This is a genomic window from Streptomyces sp. NPDC051578, assembly GCF_044454045.1.
In the GTDB taxonomy this organism is placed as follows: domain Bacteria; phylum Actinomycetota; class Actinomycetes; order Streptomycetales; family Streptomycetaceae; genus Streptomyces.
In genome coordinates, this window is the sequence record NZ_JBITDH010000001.1 from 2,238,120 (window position 1) to 2,261,779 (window position 23,660).

Annotated in this window: 15 protein-coding genes; 5 read left to right on the top strand and 10 right to left on the bottom strand. The window is 73.9% G+C overall.

Annotated elements, in window-relative coordinates; translation table 11 throughout:
- Window positions 1-229: 229 nt before the first annotated feature.
- The 5 genes from ACIA6C_RS10165 to ACIA6C_RS10185 all read right to left on the bottom strand — a co-directional run bounded on the left by ACIA6C_RS10165 (window position 230) and on the right by ACIA6C_RS10185 (window position 7,629).
- Complete coding sequence (locus tag ACIA6C_RS10165; protein ID WP_399274203.1) at window positions 230-1,393, bottom strand: acyl-CoA dehydrogenase family protein; 1,164 nt, start codon at window positions 1,391-1,393, stop codon at window positions 230-232.
- Window positions 1,390-3,348, bottom strand: coding sequence for a biotin carboxylase N-terminal domain-containing protein (locus ACIA6C_RS10170; RefSeq protein ID WP_399274205.1), 1,959 nt, complete (start codon window positions 3,346-3,348; stop codon window positions 1,390-1,392). The genes ACIA6C_RS10165 and ACIA6C_RS10170 overlap by 4 nt, the downstream gene beginning before the upstream one ends.
- A gap of 8 nt (window positions 3,349-3,356) precedes the next feature.
- Entirely contained in the window at window positions 3,357-4,955 is a 1,599-nt protein-coding gene (locus ACIA6C_RS10175; RefSeq protein ID WP_399274207.1) for an acyl-CoA carboxylase subunit beta, read from the bottom strand.
- Complete coding sequence (locus tag ACIA6C_RS10180; RefSeq protein WP_399274558.1) at window positions 4,952-6,664, bottom strand: acyclic terpene utilization AtuA family protein; 1,713 nt, start codon at window positions 6,662-6,664, stop codon at window positions 4,952-4,954. The genes ACIA6C_RS10175 and ACIA6C_RS10180 overlap by 4 nt, the downstream gene beginning before the upstream one ends.
- A 71-nt stretch (window positions 6,665-6,735) precedes the next feature.
- Window positions 6,736-7,629, bottom strand: coding sequence for a TIGR03084 family metal-binding protein (locus ACIA6C_RS10185; protein ID WP_399274209.1), 894 nt, complete (start codon window positions 7,627-7,629; stop codon window positions 6,736-6,738).
- Window positions 7,630-8,116: 487 nt separating this feature from the next.
- Here ACIA6C_RS10185 and ACIA6C_RS10190 point away from each other — a divergent pair, with 487 nt between their 5' ends.
- Window positions 8,117-9,739: a CocE/NonD family hydrolase gene (locus ACIA6C_RS10190; protein ID WP_399274211.1), complete on the top strand. Its 1,623-nt coding sequence runs from the start codon at window positions 8,117-8,119 to the stop codon at window positions 9,737-9,739.
- Window positions 9,740-9,786: 47 nt separating this feature from the next.
- On the opposite strand, the gene ACIA6C_RS10195 is transcribed toward ACIA6C_RS10190, so the two are convergent.
- Both ACIA6C_RS10195 and ACIA6C_RS10200 read right to left on the bottom strand, forming a co-directional pair.
- The gene (locus tag ACIA6C_RS10195) at window positions 9,787-10,746 is read right to left on the bottom strand and encodes an EamA family transporter (protein WP_399274213.1); all 960 of its coding nucleotides are present in this window, start codon (window positions 10,744-10,746) and stop codon (window positions 9,787-9,789) included.
- Between the two features lie 76 nt (window positions 10,747-10,822).
- A complete protein-coding gene (locus ACIA6C_RS10200) occupies window positions 10,823-13,669 on the bottom strand; it encodes an FAD-binding and (Fe-S)-binding domain-containing protein (protein WP_399274215.1) in 2,847 nt (948 codons plus the stop codon).
- On the opposite strand from ACIA6C_RS10200, the gene serC reads away from it, so the two are divergent.
- Window positions 13,641-14,762, top strand: a complete 1,122-nt coding sequence (serC, locus tag ACIA6C_RS10205) for a phosphoserine transaminase (protein ID WP_399274217.1) — start codon at window positions 13,641-13,643, stop codon at window positions 14,760-14,762. The two genes, ACIA6C_RS10200 and serC, sit on opposite strands and share 29 nt — an antisense overlap.
- 233 nt (window positions 14,763-14,995) lie before the next feature.
- Window positions 14,996-18,154, top strand: coding sequence for a sacsin N-terminal ATP-binding-like domain-containing protein (locus ACIA6C_RS10210; RefSeq protein ID WP_399274219.1), 3,159 nt, complete (start codon window positions 14,996-14,998; stop codon window positions 18,152-18,154).
- A gap of 34 nt (window positions 18,155-18,188) precedes the next feature.
- Here the strand turns inward: ACIA6C_RS10210 and ACIA6C_RS10215 are convergent, their stop codons facing one another.
- A complete protein-coding gene (locus tag ACIA6C_RS10215) occupies window positions 18,189-20,741 on the bottom strand; it encodes an HAD-IC family P-type ATPase (protein WP_399274221.1) in 2,553 nt (850 codons plus the stop codon).
- 108 nt (window positions 20,742-20,849) lie between these two features.
- Window positions 20,850-21,140 (bottom strand): DUF2530 domain-containing protein, encoded by a 291-nt coding sequence (locus tag ACIA6C_RS10220; RefSeq protein ID WP_399274223.1) that lies wholly within the window; start codon window positions 21,138-21,140, stop codon window positions 20,850-20,852.
- Window positions 21,141-21,324: 184 nt separating this feature from the next.
- Between ACIA6C_RS10220 and ACIA6C_RS10225 the strand changes: the two genes are divergently transcribed.
- On the top strand, window positions 21,325-22,752 hold the full coding sequence (locus ACIA6C_RS10225; protein WP_366079505.1) for an NCS2 family permease: 1,428 nt from the start codon (window positions 21,325-21,327) through the stop codon (window positions 22,750-22,752).
- An 18-nt stretch (window positions 22,753-22,770) separates the two neighbouring features.
- Here the strand turns inward: ACIA6C_RS10225 and ACIA6C_RS10230 are convergent, their stop codons facing one another.
- Window positions 22,771-22,953, bottom strand: coding sequence for a ribbon-helix-helix protein, CopG family (locus tag ACIA6C_RS10230; protein ID WP_328969847.1), 183 nt, complete (start codon window positions 22,951-22,953; stop codon window positions 22,771-22,773).
- 242 nt (window positions 22,954-23,195) lie between these two features.
- Between ACIA6C_RS10230 and ACIA6C_RS10235 the strand changes: the two genes are divergently transcribed.
- Entirely contained in the window at window positions 23,196-23,633 is a 438-nt protein-coding gene (locus ACIA6C_RS10235) for a MarR family winged helix-turn-helix transcriptional regulator (protein ID WP_190182830.1), read from the top strand.
- Window positions 23,634-23,660 lie beyond the last annotated feature (27 nt).

Below are 23,660 nucleotides of genomic sequence, written 5' to 3' on the forward strand. Positions count from 1 at the left end.
GCCCAGCCGCGCCCGGCCCACCGGCACCCCGTCCTGGGGCTCGGTGGCCGCCGCGCCTCCCGCGCCCGGCCGGCGCCGAAGGCGAAGTCCGCGGCCGAGGACGGTCCGCCGGGGCCGTATCGGGGCGGGCAGGGGACCCCGGCCGACGGAGGCGGGAGGCGGGGCCGGGAGGCGGGAGGCGGGAGGCGGGGCCGGGAGGCGGGGGCAGGCGAGTTCCGGAAGAGACGGCCTAGTAGGACTTGGGTAGGCCCAGGGTCTGGTGGGAGACGAAGTTGAGGATCATCTCCCGGCTGACGGGGGCGATGCGGGCCACGCGGGAGGCGGTGATGAGGGAGGCCAGGCCGTACTCGCGGGTGAGACCGTTGCCGCCGAGGGTGTGGACCGACTGGTCCACCGACCGGACGCAGGCCTCGGCAGCGGCGTACTTGGCCATGTTGGCGGCCTCGCCCGCGCCCATGTCGTCGCCCGCGTCATACAGCAGCGCGGCCTTGCGCATCATCAGGCGGGCCAGTTCCAGTTCGATGTGGGACTGGGCCAGCGGGTGGGCGATGGCCTGGTGGGCGCCGACGGGCTCGTTCCACACCTGGCGGACCTTCGCGTAGTCCACGGCCTTGGCGAGCGCGTACCGGCCCATGCCTATGGCGAAGGCGGCGGTCATGATCCGCTCCGGGTTGAGTCCCGCGAACAGCTGGAGCAGCCCGGCGTCCTCCTCCCCCACCAGCGCGTCGGCGGGCAGCCGGACCTCGTCCAGAACCAGCTCGAACTGCTTCTCCGCCGCCTGGAGTTCCATGTCGATGACCGAGCGGGAGAACCCCGGCGTATCACGCGGCACGATGAACAGGCAGGGCTTGAGCCGCCCCGACGTGGCATCCTCCGTGCGGCCGACGATCAGCGTGGCGTCCGCGATGTCCACGCCCGAGATGAAGACCTTGCGGCCGGTCAGGACCCATGAGTCACCGTCCCGCCGGGCGGTGGTGGTGATGCGGTGGGAGTTGGATCCCGCGTCGGGTTCGGTGATGCCGAAGGCCATGGTGCGCGTGCCGTCGGCAAGGCCGGGCAGCCATCCCTGCTTCTGCGCCTCGGTGCCGAAGCGGGAGATCACGGTGCCGCAGATGGCGGGCGAGACGACCATCATCAGCAGCGGACACCCGGCGGCGCTCAGCTCCTCCAGGACGATGGAGAGTTCGGTGATGCCGCCGCCCCCGCCGCCGTACTCCTCGGGCAGGTTGACGCCGAGGTAGCCGAGCTTGGCGGCGTCGGCCCACAGCTCCTCGGGGTGACGGCCTTCGCCGGCCGTGCGGGCGAGGTACTCGCGGCCGTAGCGCTGCCCGAGGGCGGCGACGGCGGCGCGCAGGGCACGGTGCTCTTCGGATTCCACAACGGAGTTGCTCATGCGGGCGTTTCCTCCTGGACTACGGCGAGCAGGGCGCCGAATTCGACCTGGTGGCCGGTTGCGGCGTGGAGCGCGGTGAGCATGCCGGAGGCGGGAGCGACGATGCGGTGTTCCATCTTCATGGCCTCCAGCCAGAGCAGGGGCTGTCCGGCGGTGACGGCGCAGCCGGGGGCGAGTCCCTCGGCGACGCGGACGACGGTGCCGGGCATCGGAGCGAGCAGGGAGCCGGGTTCGGTGCGGTCCCGGGGGTCCGCGAACCGGGGCAGCCGGGTCAGGGTGTGGGCGCCCAGCGGGCTGTCCACGTAGACCTCCGCCGGACCGACACCCCCCTTGTTCGATTTATGTTTCACGTGGAACACGCGCCGGACGCCGTCCACTTCAAGGGTGATGCGTCCGGGCTCCACGGTCAGGACCCGCACACCGGGGTGGTCCACGGGCTGCGGCGGCCCGCTGCGCGCCGGGTGGTAGCCGACCTCGTACTCGGCGCCGGCCACGGCGTAGCGCCGTATCTGCGGCTGCGAGCGCAGGTTGCGCCAGCCGCCCAGCCGGGCCGCGAGCGGGGCGCCCGGTCCCGGCGCGGCGTCGGCGAGGGCGGCGGCGAGCGCGGCCAGGGCCACGGCCCGCTCCGCGTCCGGGGCGGGCTCGGTGAGCGCCGCGAGGTGGCGCCCGTAGAACCCGGTGTCGAGCCGTCCGGCGGCGAACTCCGTGTGCCGCAGGGACCGTACGAGGAGGTCCCGGTTGGTCGTCACGCCGTGGATCCGCGCTCCGGCGAGGGCATGGGCGAGATTGCGAACGGCCTCGGCGCGGGTCGGGGCGTGGGCGACGACCTTGGCCAGCATCGGGTCGTAGTGCACGCCGATGCCGTCCCCGTCCGCGAACCCGGTGTCCACGCGTACCGCGCCGGGCACGGCGAGGGTGTGCAGGACCCCGGTCTGCGGCCGCCAGTCCTGGGCGGGGTCCTCCGCGTACAGGCGGGCCTCGACGGCGTGCCCGGCGGGCTCGGGGGGCTGCGGCGGCAGCGCTGCACCCTCGGCGATCCGCAGTTGGAGGGCGACGAGGTCGAGGCCGAAGACGGCTTCGGTGACGGGGTGTTCCACCTGGAGGCGGGTGTTCATCTCCAGGAAGTACGGGCGGCCGTCGGCGGTGACGAGGAACTCGACGGTGCCCGCGCCCTCGTAGGAGACGGCCCGGGCGGCGGCGACGGCGGCCTGGTGCAGGCGCTCGCGCAGCGGTTCGGGCAGGCCCGGCGCGGGGGCCTCCTCGATGACCTTCTGGTGGCGCCGCTGGAGGGAGCAGTCGCGGGTGCCGAGCGCCCAGACGGTGCCGTGGGCGTCGGCCAGGACCTGGACCTCCACGTGGCGGCCCCGCTCGATGTACGGCTCGGCGAACACCTCGTCGTCACCGAAGGCGGAGCGGGCCTCCGCGCGGGCGGCCTCCAGCTCCTCCTTGAGGCGGTCGAGGTCCCGTACGACGCGCATCCCGCGGCCGCCGCCGCCCGCCGCGGCCTTGAGCAGCAGGGGCAGGTCCGCGGCGGTGGCCTCGGCCGGGTCCACGGGGTCCAGGAGCGGCACGTCGGCGGCGCGCATGAGTTCCTTGGCCCGGGTCTTGGAGGCCATGGCCTCGATGGCCTCCGGCGGCGGGCCGATCCAGGTCAGCCCGGCCTCGCGGACGGCACGTGCGAAGCCGGCGTTCTCGGAGAGGAACCCGTAACCGGGGTGGACGGCGTCGGCGCCCGCCCTCAGGGCGGCCCGGACGAGCAGGTCGACGCGCAGGTAGGTGTCGGCGGGCGCGGTGCCGGGCAGCCGTACGGCCGCGTCGGCGCGGCGCACGTGCAGGGCGCCGGCGTCGGCATCGGAGTGCACGGCGACGGTTGCCAGACCCAGTTCACGGGCGGTCCGGAAGATCCGTACGGCGATCTCGCCGCGGTTGGCGACGAGCAGCGAGGTGATGGTCATCTGCGGGCTCACATCCGGAAGACGCCGAAGCCGCCACGGGCGCCCTCGACGGGGGCGTTGTGGACGGCCGACAGGCACAGGCCGAGGACGGTACGGGTGTCGCGCGGGTCGATGACCCCGTCGTCGTACAGCCGCCCGGACAGGAACATCGGCAGGGACTCCGACTCGATCTGCGCCTCCACGAAGGCGCGCATCCCCGCGTCGGCCTCCTCGTCGTAGGGCTGCCCCTTCGCGGCGGCCGACTGCCGGGCGACGATCGACAGCACCCCGGCCAGCTGCGCGGGGCCCATGACGGCGGACTTGGCGCTGGGCCAGGCGAAGAGGAACCGGGGCTCGTAGGCCCGGCCGCACATGCCGTAGTGGCCGGCGCCGTAGCTGGCTCCGATGAGGACGGACAGGTGCGGGACCCGTGAGTTGGAGACGGCGTTGATCATCATCGAGCCGTGTTTGACGATGCCGCCCTGTTCGTACTCCTTGCCGACCATGTACCCGGTGGTGTTGTGGAGGAACACCAGCGGGATGTCGCGCTGGTTGGCGAGCTGGATGAACTGGGCGGCCTTCTGCGACTCGGCGCTGAACAGCACTCCCTGGGCGTTGGCGAGGATGCCGACGGGGTAACCGTGCAGGCTCGCCCAGCCGGTGACCAGGCTGGTGCCGTAGAGGGGCTTGAACTCGTCGAAGTCGGAGGCGTCGACGATCCTGGCGATGACCTCGTGCGGGTCGAAGGGCGTTTTCAGGTCCTCGGGGACGATGCCGAGGAGTTCCTCGGGGTCGTACAGCGGCTCCGGGGCGGCCGGCGGATCGTGGTGCGGCTTGCGGTGGTTGAGCCGGGCGACGATCCGGCGGGCCTGGCGGATGGCGTCGTGCTCGTCGAGGGCGTAGTGGTCGGCGAGGCCCGAGGTCCGCGCGTGCATGTCGGCCCCGCCGAGGGACTCGTCGTCGCTCTCCTCACCGGTGGCCATCTTGACCAGGGGCGGACCGCCGAGGAACACCTTCGAACGGTCCTTGATCATGACGGTGTGGTCGGACATCCCGGGGATGTACGCGCCTCCGGCTGTGGAGTTGCCGAAGACCACCGCGACCGTGGGGATGCCGTCGGCCGAGAGCCGGGTGATGTCCCGGAAGACGGCGCCGCCCGGGATGAAGATCTCCTTCTGTGAGGGCAGGTCGGCACCCCCGGACTCCACGAGGCTGACGCACGGCAGCCGGTTCTGCCGGGCGATCTCGTTGGCCCGCAGGGCCTTCTTGAGGGTCCAGGGGTTGCTGGCGCCACCGCGGACGGTGGGGTCGTTGGCGGTGATCAGGCACTCGACGCCCTCGACCGTGCCGATGCCGGTGACCATCGAGGCGCCGACGGGGTAGTCGCTGCCCCACGCCGCGAGGGGGGACAGTTCGAGGAACGGCGTGTCGGGGTCGAGCAGCAGCTCGACGCGCTGCCGGGCCAGGAGCTTGCCGCGGCCGAGGTGGCGGGCGGTGTACTTCTCGCCGCCGCCGCGCAGGGCGCCCGCGTGTTGCGCATCGAGTTCGGCGAGGCGCTCCAGGGCGGCGGCGCGGGCCGCGGTGTGCTCGGGCGCGTTCGGGTCGACGGTCGTGGTCAGGCGGGTCATGAGCCGGTCCCCTCCGGGGCGGACAACAGGTGGTCCGGGATGTCGAGGTGGCGGGCGCGCAGCCATTCGCCGAGCGCCTTGCCCTGGGGGTCGAAGCGGTGGGCGGAGGCGACGCCGTCGCCGAGGATGCCGGTGACGGTGAAGTTGAGGGCGCGCAGGTGCGGCAGGACGTGCCGGGTGACGGGCAGGGCCGCGGTCTCCGGCAGCAACTCCCGGAGCAGCCCGGTGGTCAGGGTCCGCCGCAGCCACTCCCAGGCGTCGTCGCTCTCGACCCAGACGCCGATGTTGGCGTCCCCGCCCTTGTCGCCGCTCCGCGCCCCGGCCACCCGCCCGAGCGGGGCCCGGGTGACCTTTGCCGCCAAGGCCTCGGGCGCCGGCTCGGACGGATCCGAGGGTGGATCCGACGGAGACTCCGACGGCGGCTCCGGCAGCGGCTCCGGTGAGTCAGGCGCTGGGGTCTGCGGCGGGGTCCGCGGTACGGCGCTCACCGGCGCGGCCGGGACACGGACCCGGGTGCCGTCCGGGAGGACCGCCGTGTGCGGGACCTCGGCGGCGGGGACGCAGTCCGCGGTGAAGACCCCGTACGGCTGCGCCGGGCCCGGCGGGGCCGTCACGTGGAAGCCCGGGTAACTCGCCAGCGCCAGCTCGATCGCGGCCGAGGTCAGCGACCGTCCCACCCGGTCCGGGGACGGGTCCCGCACCACCAGGCGCAGCAGTGCGCTCGCCGTCTCCTGCGTCGGCGCGTCCGCGTGGTCCGTGCGGGACAGCGTCCAGTCCACGGCGTCCACCTCCCGCAGCGCGTCCGCGAGTTGCGCCCGGACCAGAGCGGCCTTCTCCTCGATGTCCAGGCCGGTGAGCACGAACACCACCTCGTTGCGCCAGCCCCCCACCCGGGTCACCCCCACCTTGAGGGTGTCCGGCGGGGGTTCCCCGACGACTCCCGAGATCCGCACCCGGTCCGGCCCGGCCGGCTCCAGCCGGACCGTGTCCAGGCGGGCCGTCACGTCAGGGCCGGGATACCGCGCGCCGTGGGTCTCGTAGAGGAGCTGTGCGGTGACCGTGCCGGGTGTCACCACCCCGCCGGTCCCCGGGTGCTTCGTGATCACCGACGAGCCGTCCTCGCAGACCTCCGCGAGCGGGAACCCGGGCCGGCGCACGTCGTGCCGGGTGAAGAAGGCGTAGTTGCCGCCGGTGGCCTGCGTCCCGCACTCCAGCACGTGTCCCGCCACCACCGCCCCCGCCAGCCGGTCGAAGTCGTCCGGCGCCCAGTCGAACCACCAGGCGGCCGGTCCGCTGACCAGCGCCGCGTCCGTGACCCGGCCGGTGACGACGACGTCCGCGCCCGCGCGCAGACAGGCCGCGATCCCCGCCCCGCCGAGGTAGGCGTTGGCGGTCAGCGCGTCACCGCGCGCGGACGCGTACGGCGTCAGGTCGTCGCCCTCCACGTGCGCCACCGCCACCGGGACGCCCGTCCTCGCGGTCAGCTCGCGGATCGCGGCCGCGAGTCCGGCCGGGTTGAGGCCGCCCGCGTTGGTGACGATCCGCACGCCCCGCTCGTGCGCGAGGCCCAGGTTCTCCTCCAGCTGGCGCAGGAAGGTCTTCGCGTAGCCGAGGTCCCGGTCCTTCAAGCGGTCGCGGCCGAGGATCAGCATGGTCAGCTCGGCCAGGTAGTCCCCGGTCAGGACGTCCAGCGGGCCGCCCGTCAGCATCTCGCGCACCGCGTCGAAACGGTCCCCGTAGAAGCCGGAGGCGTTGCCTATGCGCAGCGGCCGCCGCCCGGTCACCGGCCGTCCCGTCCGTCGGCGGCCGCGGGAGCACTCCCACCGCCCGCGGGTGCCGAGTCGCCGCCCGCCGAGTTGCCGCCCGCCGAGGCGTCGCCGCCGGCCGCCGGGGCGCGGCCCGGGCCGGCCGGGCCCGCGAAGGCCTGGGCGATGTCCAGCCAGCGGTCGGCGTCGGGGCCGGTCGCCGTCAGGGCCAGGTCGGCACGGTGGGCGCGCCGGGTGACCAGCAGGCAGAAGTCCAGCGCCGGCCCCGTGACCCGCTGCCCGGCGTCTTCGGGCCCGAACGCCCAGACCCCGGCGCCGTCCGGTGCGAGCAGTTCCACCCGGAACTGCTCGCCGGGCGCCGCCAGGCCCCGTACCGCGTACGCGTAGTCCCGGGCCCGCACCCCGATCCGTGCGACGTGCCGCAGCCGGTTCGTCGGGGCCCGCCGGACGCCCAGCGCGTCGGCGACGTCCTGCCCGTGCGCCCACGTCTCCATCAGCCGGGCGCTCGCCATCGAGGCGGCCTTCATCGGCGGCCCGTACCAGGGGAAGCGCGCGTCCGGATCGGCCGCGGCGAGCGCCGCGTCGAGCGCGGCCCGCCCCTCACGCCAGCGGGCCAGCAGCTCGGCCGGGTCCAGCAGGGCCCCTTCGGCGGCGCCCTCGTCCACGAAGGTGTCGGCGGCCTTCGCCGCCTCCTCGGCCATGACCGCGAAGCCCTCGGCGTCGGTGAGTGCGAGCAGCGAGGCCCGGTCGGTCCAGTGCAGGTGGGCGATCTGGTGGGCGACGGTCCACCCGGCGGCGGGCGTGGGCGCCGCCCAGCCGGCTCCGGGCAACTCCCCTACGAGCGGGTCGAGTTCGTCCCCCTCTGCCCGGAGATCGGCGAAGACGGCGACAGCGGACGGATCGGGCACGGTGCGCTCCCCTTCTCGGCGTGGGGGGAAGCCTGGCAGGGGTCGACAAAACAATCAAGCATGCTTGCATAATTTTGGCCGCACGCCGGACGGGCGCTGTCGCGTTCCCGCCACCCGCGCCAAACGCGCATGGCCGAGCGGGAATTGAGTCGGTCCCCGGTCCGGCGTGGGCGGCGTCGGCCGCCGGCGGCCGTGGGCCGCCCGTCGGCACGGGGGCGCTTTCGGCCGTACGCCGGAAACTCTCGGAACGTCTGCGATGTCGCGCCGATACTGAATCCCACGCCGCCCCCGCACCGTCGCCCCCGCACCGTCGCCCACCGCAACACCGCCGCCCACCGCGCCGCCGCCCGCAGGCCCGAGCCCGCAAACCCGAGCCCGCAAGACCTCCTGCCCTCAAGGCCAGAAGCGCGGCACTCCCCGGCGCACGCGCGGACACCCGTTCCTGTCATGGCACGTGAGGCACTCGACGCGAAGAGGACGAACCGACGTGACGAACGCGAACCCAGCCGACTTCTCCCTCTACCCCGAACTCGACGCCACCGCCCTCGCCTCCTTCGTCGCCGCCCTGGAAACCGGCGACGTCACGGGGCTGTCCCCCGGCCGGTCCGCCGACGTCGCCGAGGTCCGCTCGCTCGCCGTGTTCAGCCGGGGCAAGGTGACCGGCGCCGGCGGCGCCCTGCTCGACGCCGCGCTGTGGCGGCACACCGGACCACAGCCCCGCCCCGTGATCGTGATGCCCTCGCCGTGGACGGACGCCGGCTGGCTCCCGTACGCCGTCCAGGCGAGCCTGTTCGCGGCCCGCGGCTACGACGTCCTGGCCTACACGGTGCGCGGGTTCGGCGCCTCCGAGGGGCAGGTCGAGGTCGCCGGCCCGCTCGACATCGCCGACGGCAGCCGCGCCCTGGACCACCTCATCGAGCGCACCTCCGGGCCCGTCACCAAGATCGGCTTCCTCGGGGACTCGTACGGCTCCGGCATCAGCCAGCTCGTCGCCGCGCACGACACCCGCGTCGACGCGGTGGTGGCGCTGAGCACCTGGGGCGACCTCGGCGAGGCCTTCCTGGAGAACTCCACGCGCCACGTCGCCGCCGTGCAGGCCCTGCTGAACGCGGCGGCGCGGGCCCGGCTCAGTCCGCAGACGGAGGGCGTCTTCGAGAACGTCCTGACCAACCGGGACGTCGAGGGCACCCTGCGCTGGGCGGAGCCCCGCTCGCCCTTCACCCACGTCAAGGAACTCAACCGGCGCCGGGTCCCCGTCCTGTTCGCGCAGGCCTGGCACGAGACGCTCTTCCCGGGCAACCAGACCCTCAAGATGTTCAACGAACTCACCGGCCCCAAGCGGCTCGACTTCTCCATCGGCGACCACTCGGGCCCCGAGATGCCCGGCATGCTCGGGCTGCCGAACCGGATCTGGACCGACGCCCACCGCTGGTTCGACCACCACCTCAAGGGCATCGACAACGGCATCGCCACCGAGGGGCAGGTGGTCTCCGAGGTGATGTGGAGCAAGACCCTCGAAGCCGCTCCCACCTGGCCGGCCCTCACCTCAGGCGTCCGCCGGGTGCACCTCGCGGGCGGCGGGGAACTGGCCGAGAAGCCCGAGGCGGGCTGGACGGCGACCGTCGTGTGCGGGATCGACACGCCGGCGACCGTCGCCGACCGGATCGTCCGCTCCGGGTACGCGGAGATCGCGGGACTGCCGAAGGCCTACCCGACCGGGGACATCGACCGCACCGTGGCCGCCGTCTGGGCCGCGGCGCCCGAGGAAACCGTCCTGCGGCTGCGCGGCACGCCCCGGCTCCGGGTGACGTACCGGGCCGCGAACCCGGGCTCCGGCTTCGTCGCGTACCTCCTGGACACCGCCCCCGACGGGACGGCCCACATCATCACGCACGCCCCGTACAGCGACCTCGACTCTGCTCCGGACAGCCTGATCAGCGCGGACATCGACCTCCAGGCGACGGCCTACGACGTCCCGCGCGGGCACCGCGTGCTGCTGGTCGTCGACGCCCGCGACCCGTTCTACTCGGACCCCAACCTGCCCCGCGCGACGCTCTCCTTCACCTCACCGGAGGAGACGCCCTCGTACCTGGACCTGCCCCTGGGGTGACCTCCCCGGAACCGGGGCCTCTCCAGGGACCCGGGAACAGGGACTTCTCAGGAGGACGGGCGGCCGGCCTGCGACCGCACCGCGCCCATGCTCGCCGCGATCACCAGCGCGATCGCGAGGGCGTCCCCGAGGGACATGCCCTGGTGCAGCACCAGGAAGCCGGCGCTCGCCGCGATGGCCGGTTCCAGGCTCATCAGGATCGCGAAGGTCGGGGCGGGCAGCCGGCGCAGGGCCAGCAGCTCCAGCGTGTAGGGCAGGACGGAGGACAGGACGGCCACGCCCAGGCCCAGCGCCAGGGTGCTCGGGACGAGCAGGTCGGAGCCGGCTTCGACCACCCCGAGCGGCAGCGAGATGACCGCGGCGACGGCCATCGCCAGCGCCAGGCCGTCCGCCTGCGGGAAGCGGCGGCCCGTACGGGCGCTGAACACGATGTACGCCGCCCACATACCGCCCGCCCCGACCGCGAAGGCCGCCCCCAGCGGGTCGAGGCCGCCGAAGCCGCCGCCGTGACCGGCGAGCAGGGCCACTCCGGTCAGGGCCAGTGCGGCCCACAGCACGTTCACGAGCCGCCGGGACACCACCACCGACAGGGCGAGCGGGCCGAGCACCTCCAGGGTGACGGCGGGCCCGAGCGGGATGCGGTCGATGGCCTGGTAGAAGAGGCCGTTCATGCCGGCCATGGTGACGCCGAACCAGAACACGGTGATCCAGTCCGCCCGCGCGTAGCCGCGCACCTTGGGCCGGCACACCAGCAGCAGCACCAGCGCCGCCGCCGCGAGCCTCAGGGTGACCACGCCCGCTGCGCCCGTCCGCGGCATCACCATCACGGCGAGGGCGGCACCGAACTGCACCGAGATCCCCGCCGAGACCACCAGCGCGACCGGCCCGAAGCGCGCGCGGGCACGGCCGGGGGCACCGCCGGCGGACGGCGCCCGCACCTCGGCGGCGGCGGAGGAGGACGGGTCCGAGGAGGTGGCCGGCGGGGCAGTGGAAGAGGACGGGGTCATTCCACCAGGCTAAGGGGTACGTAACGGGTGCCTTGCCGCGTTCCGCCTTACCGTGCGCACACCCCCGTAACCCCCGCTAAAGGCCCTCGGCGAGGGCCCCCCGCTCAAGCCCCTCCGCGAGGACCTCCGCGAGGTGGCGGGCCCGGCGGCCGCCGCCCAGCTCGGCGATCTGGGTCCGGCAGGAGAAGCCGTCCGCCAGGAACAGGGCCTGCGCCGGCGCGGCCCGCAGCGCGGGCAGGAGCTGTTCCTCCGCGCAGGCCACCGACACCTCGTAGTGGCCCGGCTCGAAGCCGAAGTCGCCCGCCAGGCCGCAGCACCCGCCGCTGAGCCCGCCGGTCAGGCCGGCCCGCTCGCGCAGCCGGCGGTCGGCCGCGTCACCCAGCACGGCGTGCTGGTGGCAGTGGGTCTGCCCCGCCACCGGCCGGTCCAGGCGCGGCGGCCGCCACTGCGGGGCGTACTCCTCCAGGGTCTCGGCGAAGGTCCGGACGGCCGCCGCCAGGCGCGGGGCGCGCGGGTCGCCGGGCAGCAGGGCCGGCAGGTCGGCGCGCAGGGCCGCCGCACAGCTGGGTTCGAGGACCACCACCGGGCCCCCGACCTCCCCGAGGGTGTCGAGCGTGCGGGTGAGGACCTTGCGGGCGCGCTCCCTGCGGCCGGTGGAGAGGTACGTCAGGCCGCAGCAGACCCGCCCGGGCGGCAGCGACACCCCCAGCCCCGCCGCCTCCAGGACCCGTACGGCGGCCCGCCCGGTCCCCGGCGACAGGTGCTCCGTGAAGGTGTCGGGCCACAGCGTGACGGCGGCCGGGCCGCGCGGGGGCGTCCGGGCCCGCCACCACCGCGTGAACGGCTCCCGGGCCGGGAGCGGCAGCGCACGGCGCCGGTCCAGGCCCGGTACGGGCAGCCGCCGGGCCGCGGCACCGGCCGGCCCGGCCACCCGCAGCGCGGCGATCAGCCGCAGCCACTGCGGCAGCCCGCCCAGCGTGTAGTGGGACAGCGGCCGGATCCGCCCCGCCCAGTGGCGCTCCAGGAACTGGGACTTGTACGTGGCCATGTCCACGCCGACCGGGCAGTCGCTGCGGCAGCCCTTGCAGGCCAGGCACAGGTCCAGGGCCTGCGCGACCTCCTCGGAGCGCCAGCCGTCCGTCACGATCTCCCCGGCGAGCATCTCGTGCAGCAGCCGCGCCCGCCCGCGGGTGGAGTGCCGCTCCTCCCCCGTGACCCGGTACGAGGGGCACATCACCTCCGCGCCGGCCGGCTCGGTCCCGCGGCACTTCGCGACGCCGACGCAGCGCGCCACCTCCCCCGCGAAGGGGGTCGCCGGCAGGACCGCGAAGCGCAGGCCTTCATCCAGAGGCGCCGGGCGGACCAGCATCCCCGGGTTCATGCCGCCCGCCGGATCCCACACGGCCTTGTACGCGCCGAACAGCTCCATCACCTGCGGCCCGTACATCCTCGGCAGCAGTTCGGCCCGGGCCTGCCCGTCCCCGTGCTCCCCCGACAGGGAGCCGCCGTGGGAGACGACGAGGTCGGCCAGAGCCGAGGAGAAGGCGCGGAACCGGGCCACCCCCGCCGCCGTCACCAGGTCGAAGTCGATCCGTACGTGGACGCAGCCCTCCCCGAAGTGCCCGTACGGGGACCCGCGCAGCCCGTGCTCCGCCAGCAGCGCCCGGAACTCCCTCAGGTACGCGCCGAGCCGGGCCGGCGGCACCGCGCAGTCCTCCCAGCCGGGCCAGGCCATCTCCCCGGTCGGCAGCCGCGTCGCCGTGCCCGCCGCGTCCTCGCGGATCCGCCACAGCGCGCGCTGCCCCGCCGGGTCGGTGACCAGCGCCGCGTTTACGGCGTCGGCGGCCCGCACCAGCGCCCGGGCGGCGCCCTCGTCCCGCATCTCGGCGAACAGCCACGCCCCGCCCCGCGGCAGGTCGTGCGCCGCCGCGCCGACCAGGTCCCGGGCCATCCCCTCCACCGTCAGCGGCCGGTGCGGGAGCAGCCCGGCCGCGGCGTCGGCCGCCGCGCTCTCGTCGGCGTACCCGAGCACCGCGAGCACCGGCGCGGGCGGCGCTTCCACCAGGCGCACCACCGCCTGCGTCACCACCCCGAGCGTGCCCTCGCTCCCGCAGAACGCGCGGGCCAGCCGCACCCCGCGTTCGGGGAGCAGCGCGTCGAGTCCGCCGTAGCCGGAGATGCGGCGGGAGAAGCCCCCGGCCATGCCCGTGCGCAGCACCGCCAGGTTCTGTGACACCAGCTCGCGCAGGCCCTGCGGCGCGCCCGTCCAGCCCTCGGCGATCCTGTGGGAGGTGCCCCCGTACGCGGTGACCGCCAGCTCCGTCACGTTGTCGGCGGTGGTGCCCCAGGCCACCGAGTGGGCCCCGCAGGCGTTGTTGCCGATCATCCCGCCCAGGGTGCAGCGGGAGCGGGTGGAGGGGTCGGGCCCGAAGGTCAGCCCGTGCGGGCGCGCCGCCTCCCGCAGCCGGTCCAGGACCAGGCCCGGTTGGACGACGGCCGTGCGGGCGGCCGGGTCCAGCGCGACCAGGGCGTTCATGTGGCGGGTGAGGTCGAGCACCACCCCGGTGCCGGTGGCCTGGCCGGCGATGGAGGTGCCGCCGCCGCGCGGCACGACCGGGACCCCGGCCGCGGCGCACACCCGTAGCGCCGCCGCCACGTCCTCGGCGTCGCGCGGGGCGACGACCGCGAGGGGGACGCGCCGGTAGTTGGAGGCGTCCATCGTCACGAGCGCCCGCGCGGCGGCGCCGAAGTCCACGTCCCCGCGCAGCTCGGCCCGCAAGGTCCGTTCGAGTTCACCGGGTGCCGTCACACCGTCTACCCTGCCACCGCCGCGACGCGTCTCACCGGGTGGACGCGCTTCCGGGGCGGTGTCCGGGACCCGATACGCTCCGCTCGTGGCTGAGATCCAGATTCCCGCTGACATCAAGCCCGCCGACGGACGCTTCGGCGCGGGCCCCTCCAAGGTGCGGACCGAGGCGCTCGACGCCCTGGCCGCCACCGGTACCTCCCTGCTCGGAACCTCGCACCGCCAGGCCCCGGTCAAGAACCTGGTCGGCTCGGTGCGCCAGGGACTCCGGGACCTCTTCTCCCTGCCCGAGGGTTACGAGGTGATCCTGGGCAACGGCGGCTCCACCGCCTTCTGGGACATCGCGACCGCCGGTCTCATCGAGAAGAAGTCGCAGCACCTCACCTTCGGCGAGTTCTCCTCCAAGTTCGCCACCGCCGCGAAGCTCGCGCCGTGGCTGGACGCGCCCTCGGTCATCTCCTCCGAGCCGGGCACCCACCCCGAGCCGGTCGCCGAGGCGGGCGTGGACGTGTACGCGTACACCCACAACGAGACCTCGACGGGTGTCGCGGCGCCGGTCAAGCGCGTCGCGGACGCCGACGCCGGGTCCCTCGTCCTGGTGGACGCGACCTCGGGCGCCGGCGGTCTGCCGGTGGACATCACCGAGACCGACGTCTACTACTTCGCGCCGCAGAAGTCCTTCGCCTCCGACGGCGGCCTGTGGCTCGCGGCGTTCTCCCCGGCGGCCCTGGAGCGCGCGGCGCGCGTCCACGCGTCCGGCAGCCGGCACGTCCCCGAGTTCTTCTCGCTGCCCACCGCGATCGACAACTCGCTCAAGAACCAGACGTACAACACCCCGGCGCTGGCCACCCTCTTCCTCCTGGACCAGCAGCTGGAGTGGATGAACGGCCAGGGCGGCCTGGAGTTCACCACGGGCCGCACCGCGCAGAGCGCCCGCCACCTGTACGGCTGGGCGGAGGCCTCGAAGTACGCCACCCCGTTCGTCGCCGACCCGGCGAAGCGCTCGTCCGTCATCGGCACGATCGACTTCTCCGACGACATCGACGCGGCCGCCGTCGCCAAGGTGCTGCGCGCCAACGGCATCGTGGACACCGAGCCCTACCGCAAGCTCGGCCGCAACCAGTTGCGCGTCGCGATGTTCCCGGCGATCGACCCGGCGGACGTCCAGGCCCTCACGGCCTGCGTCGACTACGTGATCGAGAAGCTCTGACCTCCCCCGTGTAGTCACCGCTCCCCCGAAGGCCCGGGCCACCGCCCGGGCCTTCGCCCGTCCCGCGCCCGGGTTCGACGGTCTGACGCCCGAGGTCGGCGGCCGGCCGCCCCCGTAGCGCGGCGGGGTGGTGTCCGCGCACCTCAGCGGCCGGGAGGGCAGCCGTACGCGGTACCGTCAGGTCGGGGACCCGGGGCCCTGGGTGCGAGTGCGGTGAACTTGGAGGCAGCGGCGTGAGCGTGCGAGTGACGGCGGCCCAGAGCGGTGTGGACCCCTTCGGTACGGCCCGGTTGCGGCGCGGGGTGCTCGACGCGTGGGGCGCGGGACCGGCCCGGTTCCGCGAGGACGCCAACGCCGAGGAGGACCTGGCCCTGGGCGGCTACCGCGACCGGCTCGTGGTGGAACTGGCCCAGAACGCCGCCGACGCGGCCGCCCGCGCCGGCGTGGCCGGACGGCTGCGGCTCACCCTCCACCCCGGCGACGCGGAACACGGCCACGCGGTGCTCGCCGTGGCCAACACCGGCTCCCCGCTGGACGCGGCGGGCGTGGAGTCGCTCTCGACGCTACGGGCCTCGGCGAAGCGGGAACCCGCCCCCTCGGCCGGCTCCGCCGAGACCGTGGGCCGCTTCGGCGTCGGCTTCGCGGCCGTCCTCGCCGTCACCGACGAGCCTGCCGTGCTCGGCCGCCACGGCGGGGTCCGCTGGTCCCTCGCCGAAGCCCGCGAACTGGCCCGGGACGCCGCGGGCGGCAGCCCCGGCCTCGGCGACGAACTGCGCCGCCGCGACGGCCACGTCCCGCTGCTGCGCCTGCCGTTGCCCGCCGAGGGCACCGCGCCGCAGGGCTACGACACCGTCGTGGTCCTCCCGCTGCGCGACGCCGCCGCCGAGGAACTGGTCGAGCGGCTGCTGGCCGGCATCGACGACGCGCTGCTCCTGACGCTGCCCGGGCTGCGCGAGGTCGTCGTGGAGACCCCCGCCGCCGGGCACCGGGTGCTGTACCGGCGCACCGAAGGCCCGTACACCGTCATCGAGGACTCCGCCTCCGGCACGCACCGCTGGCGCACCGTGCGCCACAGCGGCCCCATCGAGGCGGCGCTGCTCGCCGACCGGCCCGTCGAGGAGCGGCTGCGCCCCTTCTGGACCGTCACCTGGGCCGTGCCCTGCGACATCGAGGGCACACCCCTCTACCCGCGCACCGCGCCCGTCGTCCACGCACCCACCCCGACCGACGAGCCGCTGGGCATCCCCGCCCTGCTCATCGCCTCGCTGCCGCTGGACACCAGCCGCCGCCACCCCGCGCCCGGGCCGCTGACCGACTTCCTCGTGGAGCGCGCCGCCGACGCCTACGCCGAACTCCTCGGCGACTGGGACCCGGTGACCACCGGCCTCGTCGACCTGGTGCCCGGCCCGCTCGGCAAGAGCGAACTCGACGGGGCCCTGCGCGCCGCCGTGCTCCAGCGGCTGCCCCGTACCGCGTTCCTCGCACCCGCCTCGCCCTCCGAGGAACTGAAAGCGCTGCGCCCCTTCGAGGCGGAGGTGGTGGAGGGCGCGGGCGCCGACACCGTACGGGTCCTCGCGGAGGTGCTGCCGACCCTGCTGCCCGCCGGGCTGGAGCGCCGCCCCGAGCTGCGCCACCTGGGCGTCGGCCGCCTTCCCCTGGGCGACGCCATCGAGCGGATCGCGGGCATCGAACGCACCCCGCAGTGGTGGTACCGGCTCTACGACAGCCTCGCCGGCGTCGACCCGGACCGGCTCTCGGGCCTGCCCGTGCCGCTCGCCGGGGGTCCCTCCCAGGCCGGAGGCTCCGGGGGAGGCCGCACCGCGATCGGGCCGCGCCACATCCTGCTGCCCGGCGCGGACACCCCCGCGGGCCTGGCCCGTCTCGGGCTCAAGGTCGCCCACCCCGACGCCGCGCACCCGCTGCTGGAGAAGCTCGGCGCGCTCCCGGCGACGCCCCGCGCGATCCTGACGACCCCACAGGTGCGGGCGGCGGTGGCCGCCTCCCTGGACGCGGGCGAGGTCTGGGACGAGGACGCGCCGGACGCCGACGAGCTGGCCGAAGTGGTCCTCACCCTGGTCCGCGACGCCGGCCTGGAGCCCGGTGACGAACCCTGGCTGGCCGCCCTGGCCCTGCCCGACGAGGACGGCGAACCGACCCCGGCCGGCGAACTGCTGCTGCCCGGCTCCCCGCTGGCCTCGGTGGTCCGCGAGGACGAGATCCCGTACGTCGACGCGGCGCTCGCCGAGCGGTGGGACGCCCGGACCCTCACCGCCGTCGGGGTACTGGGCACGTTCCAGCTGGTCCGCGCCACCGACGTGGTCCTCGACCCGGACGAACTGGAGCCCCGCGACGGCGACTACGCCGAACCCGACGACGCGGGCCTGCTCGACGCCGTCGACGTGTGGTGCGAGGACGTCCTGGACCAGCTGCCCGACACCCCCCTGCCGCCGGTGGCCACCGAACTGATCGGCGTACGGGACCTGGACCTCGTCGACGACGACCGCTGGCCGCAGGCCCTGGCCATGCTCGCCCAGCCCCCGCTGCGCGACGCGCTGACCCAGCCCGTGCGCGTCCTGCTCCCCGACGGCACCACCCGCTCCGTACGCCCGTACACCGCCTGGTGGCTGCGCGACCACCCGGTGCTCGACGGCCGCCGCCCGGCCGGTCTGCGCGCGGCGGGCGGCGACCCGTTGCTGGCCGGGCTGTACACCCCCGCCGACGCCACGGGCTTCGAGGACGAGCAGGTGCTGCGGGCCCTCGGCGTACGGACCTCCGTGCACGCCCTGCTCGACGAACCCGGCGGCGCGGCCGAACTCCTCGGCCGTCTCGCCGACCCCGACCGGGAGGTGTCCGACCGGCAGCTGCACGCCCTCTACGGGGCGCTGGCCGAGCTGGACCCCGAGCAGGTCACCCTCCCGGACGACCTGCGGGCGGTCGTGGACGGCGAGATCCGGGTCGTGGACGCGGCCGACGCGGTGATCGCCGACGCCCCCGACCTGCTGCCCCTGACCGCGGGCCTGCCCCTGCTGCCCGTCGCGCCCGCGCTGGCCGCCGACCTCGCGGAGCTGCTCCAGGTCCGCCGCCTGTCGGACACCGTCCCGGCGGAGGTCACCACTCCGGGCGAGGAGCACGAGGTCCCCGAGGCCGTACGGATCCTGCTGGGCCCCGCCACCCCGCGCACGTACGTCGAGCACGAGGAACTCGTCGCGGGGGGAACGGAACTCGACTGGCGCCACACCCCGGACGGCACCCTGCACGCCGCCACCCTGGAGGGCGTCGCGGCCGGTCTCGCCTGGTCGGCGGGCCAGTGGCCCCGCCGCTTCGAGGTCGCGGCCCTGCTGGAGGACCCCTCGCGCACGGCGGAACTGGCCCGCGACCGCTGGTTCGACTGAAAGGCCCCGGCGGCCCGCGGCGGCAGGACGGGCCCTAAGCCGCGAACCGGCGGTCGACCCAGCGGAACGTGACCTCGATCAGAACGGCGGCGGCCGCCGCGACCGCGACCGCCGTCCACGGCAGGACCGCGCCCTCCAGGCGCAGCTGGAAGAAGTCCTGGAGCCACGGCACGACCAGCACGAGGAGGAACGCCCCGCCCATGGCCGCGACCAGGGCGATCCGCCACCACGTGTACGGGCGGGCGATGATCGCCAGCACCCACATCGAGGTCAGGAACAGGGTCAGCGTCGCGGCGCTGGTCTCGGCCTTGAGGCTGTCCGCACCGGTGTAGTGGTGGCGGGCGAGCAGGTACGTCACGAAGGTGGCGACCGCCGCGATCACCCCGCCCGGGATCGCATACCGCATCACCCGTCTCACGAAGTGCGGCCTCGCCCGCTCCTTGTTGGGGGCGAGCGCGAGGAAGAAGGCGGGGACGCCGATGGTGAGCGTCGACAGCAGCGTCAGGTGGCGCGGCAGGAACGGGTACTCCACCTGCCAGCAGACCACGAGGACGGCCAGCAGCACGGAGTAGACGGTCTTCACGAGGAAGAGGGTCGCCACCCGGGTGATGTTGCCGATGACCCGGCGGCCCTCCGCGACCACCGAGGGCAGGGTGGCGAAGCTGTTGTTCAGCAGCACGATCTGCGCGACCGCGCGGGTGGCCTCCGAACCGGAGCCCATGCTCACCCCGATGTCGGCGTCCTTGAGGGCGAGGACGTCGTTGACCCCGTCGCCCGTCATCGCGACGGTGTGCCCCTTGGACTGGAGCGCGGCCACCATGTCCCGCTTCTGCTGCGGGGAGACCCGGCCGAAGACCGCGTTGCCGTCCAGGACCTCGGCCATCTCCGCCCTCACCTCGGGCAGCCGGCGCGCGTCGACCGTGTTCTGGGCGCCGGGCAGCCCGAGCTTGCCGGCCACCGCGCCGACGGAGACGGCGTTGTCACCGGAGATGACCTTGGCCTTGACGTCCTGGTCCTCGAAGTAGCGCAGCGTGTCGGCGGCGTCGGGCCGCAGCCGCTGCTCCAGGACGACCAGGGCGGCGGGCCGGACCCCGTCGGCGACGGCCGGGTCGTCCAGCTCGCGGGCGGAACGAGCCAGGAGGAGGACCCGCAGGCCCTGCTCGTTGAGTGCGCCGATCTCCTCCAGCGCCGGGTCCGCGGCGGGCAGCAGCACGTCGGGGGCGCCGAGCAGCCAGGTGGTGTTCTCGCCGTCGCCCTCGCTGAAACTGGCGCCGCTGTACTTGCGGGCGGAGGAGAACGGCAGCGATTCGGTGCAGCGCCACTCCGCGTTGTCGGGGTAGGCGTCGATGATCGCCTGGAGGCTGGCGTTGGGGCGCGGGTCGGACTCCCCGAGCGCGCCGAGCACCTTCTCGACGTACGCGCCGTCCTCGCCGCCGAGCGGGCGCAGCTCGGTGACGTCCATACCGCCTTCGGTGAGGGTGCCGGTCTTGTCGAGGCAGACGACGTCGACGCGGGCGAGGCCCTCGATGGCGGGCAGTTCCTGGACGAGGCACTGTTTGCGGCCGAGCCGGATGACGCCGATGGCGAAGGCGACGGAGGTCAGCAGGACGAGCCCTTCGGGGATCATCGGCACGATGCCGCCGACGGTCCGGGCGATGGAGTCCTTGAGGTTGGAGTCCTTGACGACGAGCTGGCTGATGACGAGGCCGATCGAGGTCGGGACCATCATCCAGGTGACGTACTTGAGGATGGTGGAGATGCCGGTGCGCAGCTCGGAGTGGACGAGGGTGAAGCGGGACGCCTCTTCGGCGAGCTGCGCGGCGTAGGCCTCGCGGCCGACCTTGGTGGCGGTGAACGCGCCGCCGCCGGCGACCACGAAGGACCCGGACATCACGCGGTCGCCGGGCTTCTTGAGCACCGGGTCGGCCTCGCCGGTCAGCAGGGACTCGTCGATCTCCAGGCCGTCGGCCTCGCCGAGGATCCCGTCGACGACGACCTTGTCGCCGGGTCCGAGTTCGATGACGTCGCCGAGGACGATCTCGTAGGTGGAGATCTCGCCGGTCCGGCCGTCGCGGCGGACGCTGGGTCTGGCCTCGCCGATGACCGCGAGCCCGTCGAGGGTCTTCTTGGCGCGCAGCTCCTGCACGATGCCGATGCCGGTGTTCGCGATGATCACGAAGCCGAAGAGGCCGTCCTGGATCGACGCGACGAACAGCATGATCAGCCACAGCACGCCGATGATGGCGTTGAAGCGGGTGAAGACGTTCGCCCGGACGATCTCGGAGGTGGAGCGCGAGGAGCGCACGGGCACGTCGTTGACGTCGCCGCGGGCCACGCGTTCGGCGACCTCCGCGGTGCTCAGGCCGCCCGGCTTGAACCGGGGCGCCGGCGGACGCACGGGGTGGACGGGGTCCAGCTCGGCCCCCGCGTCGATGGCGGTCCCGAGGGCGGCCGCCCCACCCCCATCGGCCGGGGCCCCGCGCGCACCGCCGCCGCCTATCCCGCCCGCACCGCCTGTCCCGCCCGCACCGCCACCGCTACCGCCCGGCTCCGGTCCGTTCATGTCGGTCTTCGCCCGCTGCGTCATGCTTTCGACGGTAAAGGGCGTTCGAACGCTCCACCCGCCGAGCGGACGGAAGATCCGACTTCGGGATGACCCGGATCATCCCCGGGCAGGCCGGACGACGGGTCTTCGTCAGACCTCGGGGTGCGGCTCGGCGGCGGTCCCCGCCGCCTGCTGCTGCTCCTTGTGCCGCTTGATGGCCGCCTCGCGGCCGCGGGCGTACCAGATGCCGAACAGACCGAGGGCCGCGCCGGCCGCCGGGGTCCAGACCCACCACAGCATGCCCCGGTCCGCGAACCACCCGTAGAAGGGGAGCTGAACGAGGAAGAGGACGAACCAGATGATCGTGCCGCCGACGACGGTCGCGACGACGGGGCCCTCCAGGGGCTCGGGGGCCTCGTGCTGTGCGGTCCATTTCGCCATGCGGCCAGTCTAGGCGGGCAGGCCGGGGTGGCCGAAGAGAGGCCGTCGCGCGCGGTTCCGGCGCCACGTCGGCGTGGTCTACGCGCGGAGATGGACGCGCGTTCCCTCATCTGTTCATACTGAAACGGTTTGCCTGCGACCGGTTTTATTCGTATGAATAACCAAATGACCCTTTGAGGACCGCATGAGCACCTCGGCACCCGCCGCGGCCCCCACCAACGCCATGGACCGCTTCTTCAAGATCTCCGAGCGCGGTTCGACCGTGGCCCGCGAGATCCGCGGCGGTTTCGCGACCTTCTTCGCGATGGCCTACATCATCGTGCTGAACCCGATCATCCTCGGCAGCGCGAAGGACATGTACGGCCACCAGCTCGACGGCGGCCAGCTGGTCACCGCCACCGTCCTGACGGCGGCGTTCTCCACCCTCCTCATGGGCGTCATCGGCAACGTCCCGATCGCGCTCGCGGCCGGCCTCGGCGTCAACACCGTCGTCGCCCTCCAGCTCGCGCCCCGGATGAGCTGGCCCGACGCCATGGGCATGGTCGTCCTCGCCGGCCTCGTGGTCATGCTGCTGGTCGCCACCGGCCTGCGCGAGCGGGTCATGAACGCCGTCCCGGTCGGCCTGCGCAAGGGCATCTCGATCGGCATCGGCCTGTTCATCCTGCTGATCGGCCTGGTCGACTCCGGCTTCGTCTCCCGCATCCCGGACGCCGCCCACACGACGGTGCCCCTCCAGCTCGGCTTCGGCGGCCACCTGCACGGCTGGCCCGTGCTCATCTTCGTACTCGGCGTGCTGCTCACGCTGGCGCTGCTGATCCGCAAGACGGCCGGCGCCATCCTGATCTCCATCGTGGCCATGACCGTCCTCGCGGTCGTCGTCCAGCTGGTCACCGACCTGCCGGACCTCGCCTGGGGCCTGACCGTGCCGCAGTGGCCGGGCAACCCGGTGGCCGCGCCCGACTTCGGGCTCGTCGGCAAGGTCAGCCTGTTCGGCGGCTTCGGCAAGGTCGGCGTCCTCACCGGCATCCTGTTCGTCTTCACCGTGCTGCTGTCCTGCTTCTTCGACGCGATGGGCACCATCCTCGGCGTCGGCGACGAGGCCAAGCTGACCCAGCCGGACGGCACCTTCCCCGGCATCAACCGCGTCCTGCTCGTCGACGGCCTGGCCGTCGCCGCGGGCGGCGCGACCTCCTCCTCGGCCACCACCTGCTTCGTCGAGTCCACCGCCGGCGTCGGCGAGGGAGCGCGCACGGGCCTGGCCAACGTGGTGACCGGCGCCCTCTTCACCGTCTCGCTCTTCCTCACGCCGCTGGCGACGATGGTCCCCTCCCAGGCGGCGACGCCCGCGCTGGTGGCGGTGGGCTTCCTGATCCTGGCCGGCTCGGTCCGGGACATCGACTGGAGCGACTTCACCATCGCCGTCCCGGCGTTCCTGGCGATGGTGATGATGCCGTTCACGTACTCCATCACCAACGGCATCGGCATCGGCTTCGTCAGCTTCTGCGCCCTGCGCCTGGCGACCGGCCGGGCCCGGAACGTCCCGGCGGCGATGTACGTGGTCGCGGCCGTGTTCGTCTTCTACTACGCGATGCCGGCCCTCGGCCTCACGTAGCGGGAGCGGCCTACGGGGCTAGGTGAGCCCGTAGAACTTCTCCGTCTCGTCGACGGCCGCCTTGAAGCGCTCGTCGAAGTCATCGCGAATGAGCGTCCGGACGACATAGTCCTGGACGCTCATTCCGCGTTTGGCGGCGTGATCCCGGAGGCGGTCGAGCAGCTCCCCGTCTATGCGCATGCTCAGCACATGAGTCCCCATGCCGCAAAGAGTCGGGGCACCGGCCCCGGACGCGTGTCACTTTCGGGAAGCACCTCACCCGGACGAGTGACGAAACCCGTGCCGTGTCCGATGTGGGCCACGCGGTGTCCGATGGCGGGCCGCGCGGTGTCCGATGCGGGCCGCGCGGGTCCGGCCATGTGACGCGTGGCGTCCCGTGGTGTGACGCGCGACGCCCGGAAACCGGTGTTCTTTAGCGAGAGTAATGAGTTATTCTAAAGAACATGCACGACCTTTCCCATGGCGACGACGCCGCCGCCGTGAACGACCTCCGCTCCGCCGTCATGCGGCTGGGCCGCCGGCTCAAGCACCAGCGCGTCGACGAGTCACTGAGCCCGACCGAGATGTCGGTGCTCGGCACCCTCGCCCGCTGCGGCCAGGCCACCCCCGGCGAGCTGGCGCGGCGCGAGCACGTGCAGCCGCCGTCGATGACGCGCATCGTCGCGCTGCTGGAGGCCAAGGGACTGGTACGGCTGGAGCCGCACCCCGACGACCGCCGCCAGAAGGTGGTCAGCCAGACGGAGGAAGCCGAAGCGATGCTCGAAGAGAGCCGTCGCAAGCGCAACGCCTTCCTGGCCGGGCTCGCGGCCGAGCTCACCGAGGACGAATGGGCCAAGCTGCGTGCCGCGGCGCCCGTCCTGGAGAAGCTCGCGCACTTGTAACCGTCCGACGCCAGGAGGCGAACGCTT

Excerpts from the sequence above, each read along its gene's own strand:
- ACIA6C_RS10225 (WP_366079505.1), top strand. The coding sequence starts at position 21,325 with ATGAGCACCTCGGCACCCGCCGCGGCCCCCACCAACGCCATGGACCGC.
- ACIA6C_RS10175 (WP_399274207.1), bottom strand. The coding sequence starts at position 4,955 with ATGACCCGCCTGACCACGACCGTCGACCCGAACGCGCCCGAGCACACC.
- ACIA6C_RS10165 (WP_399274203.1), bottom strand. The coding sequence starts at position 1,393 with ATGAGCAACTCCGTTGTGGAATCCGAAGAGCACCGTGCCCTGCGCGCC.
- ACIA6C_RS10215 (WP_399274221.1), bottom strand. The coding sequence starts at position 20,741 with ATGACGCAGCGGGCGAAGACCGACATGAACGGACCGGAGCCGGGCGGT.
- ACIA6C_RS10170 (WP_399274205.1), bottom strand. The coding sequence starts at position 3,348 with ATGACCATCACCTCGCTGCTCGTCGCCAACCGCGGCGAGATCGCCGTA.
- ACIA6C_RS10235 (WP_190182830.1), top strand. The coding sequence starts at position 23,196 with ATGCACGACCTTTCCCATGGCGACGACGCCGCCGCCGTGAACGACCTC.
- ACIA6C_RS10200 (WP_399274215.1), bottom strand. The coding sequence starts at position 13,669 with ATGTCAGCGGGAATCTGGATCTCAGCCACGAGCGGAGCGTATCGGGTC.
- ACIA6C_RS10180 (WP_399274558.1), bottom strand. The coding sequence starts at position 6,664 with ATGCTGACGGGCGGCCCGCTGGACGTCCTGACCGGGGACTACCTGGCC.
- ACIA6C_RS10230 (WP_328969847.1), bottom strand. The coding sequence starts at position 22,953 with ATGGGGACTCATGTGCTGAGCATGCGCATAGACGGGGAGCTGCTCGAC.
- ACIA6C_RS10220 (WP_399274223.1), bottom strand. The coding sequence starts at position 21,140 with ATGGCGAAATGGACCGCACAGCACGAGGCCCCCGAGCCCCTGGAGGGC.
- ACIA6C_RS10195 (WP_399274213.1), bottom strand. The coding sequence starts at position 10,746 with ATGACCCCGTCCTCTTCCACTGCCCCGCCGGCCACCTCCTCGGACCCG.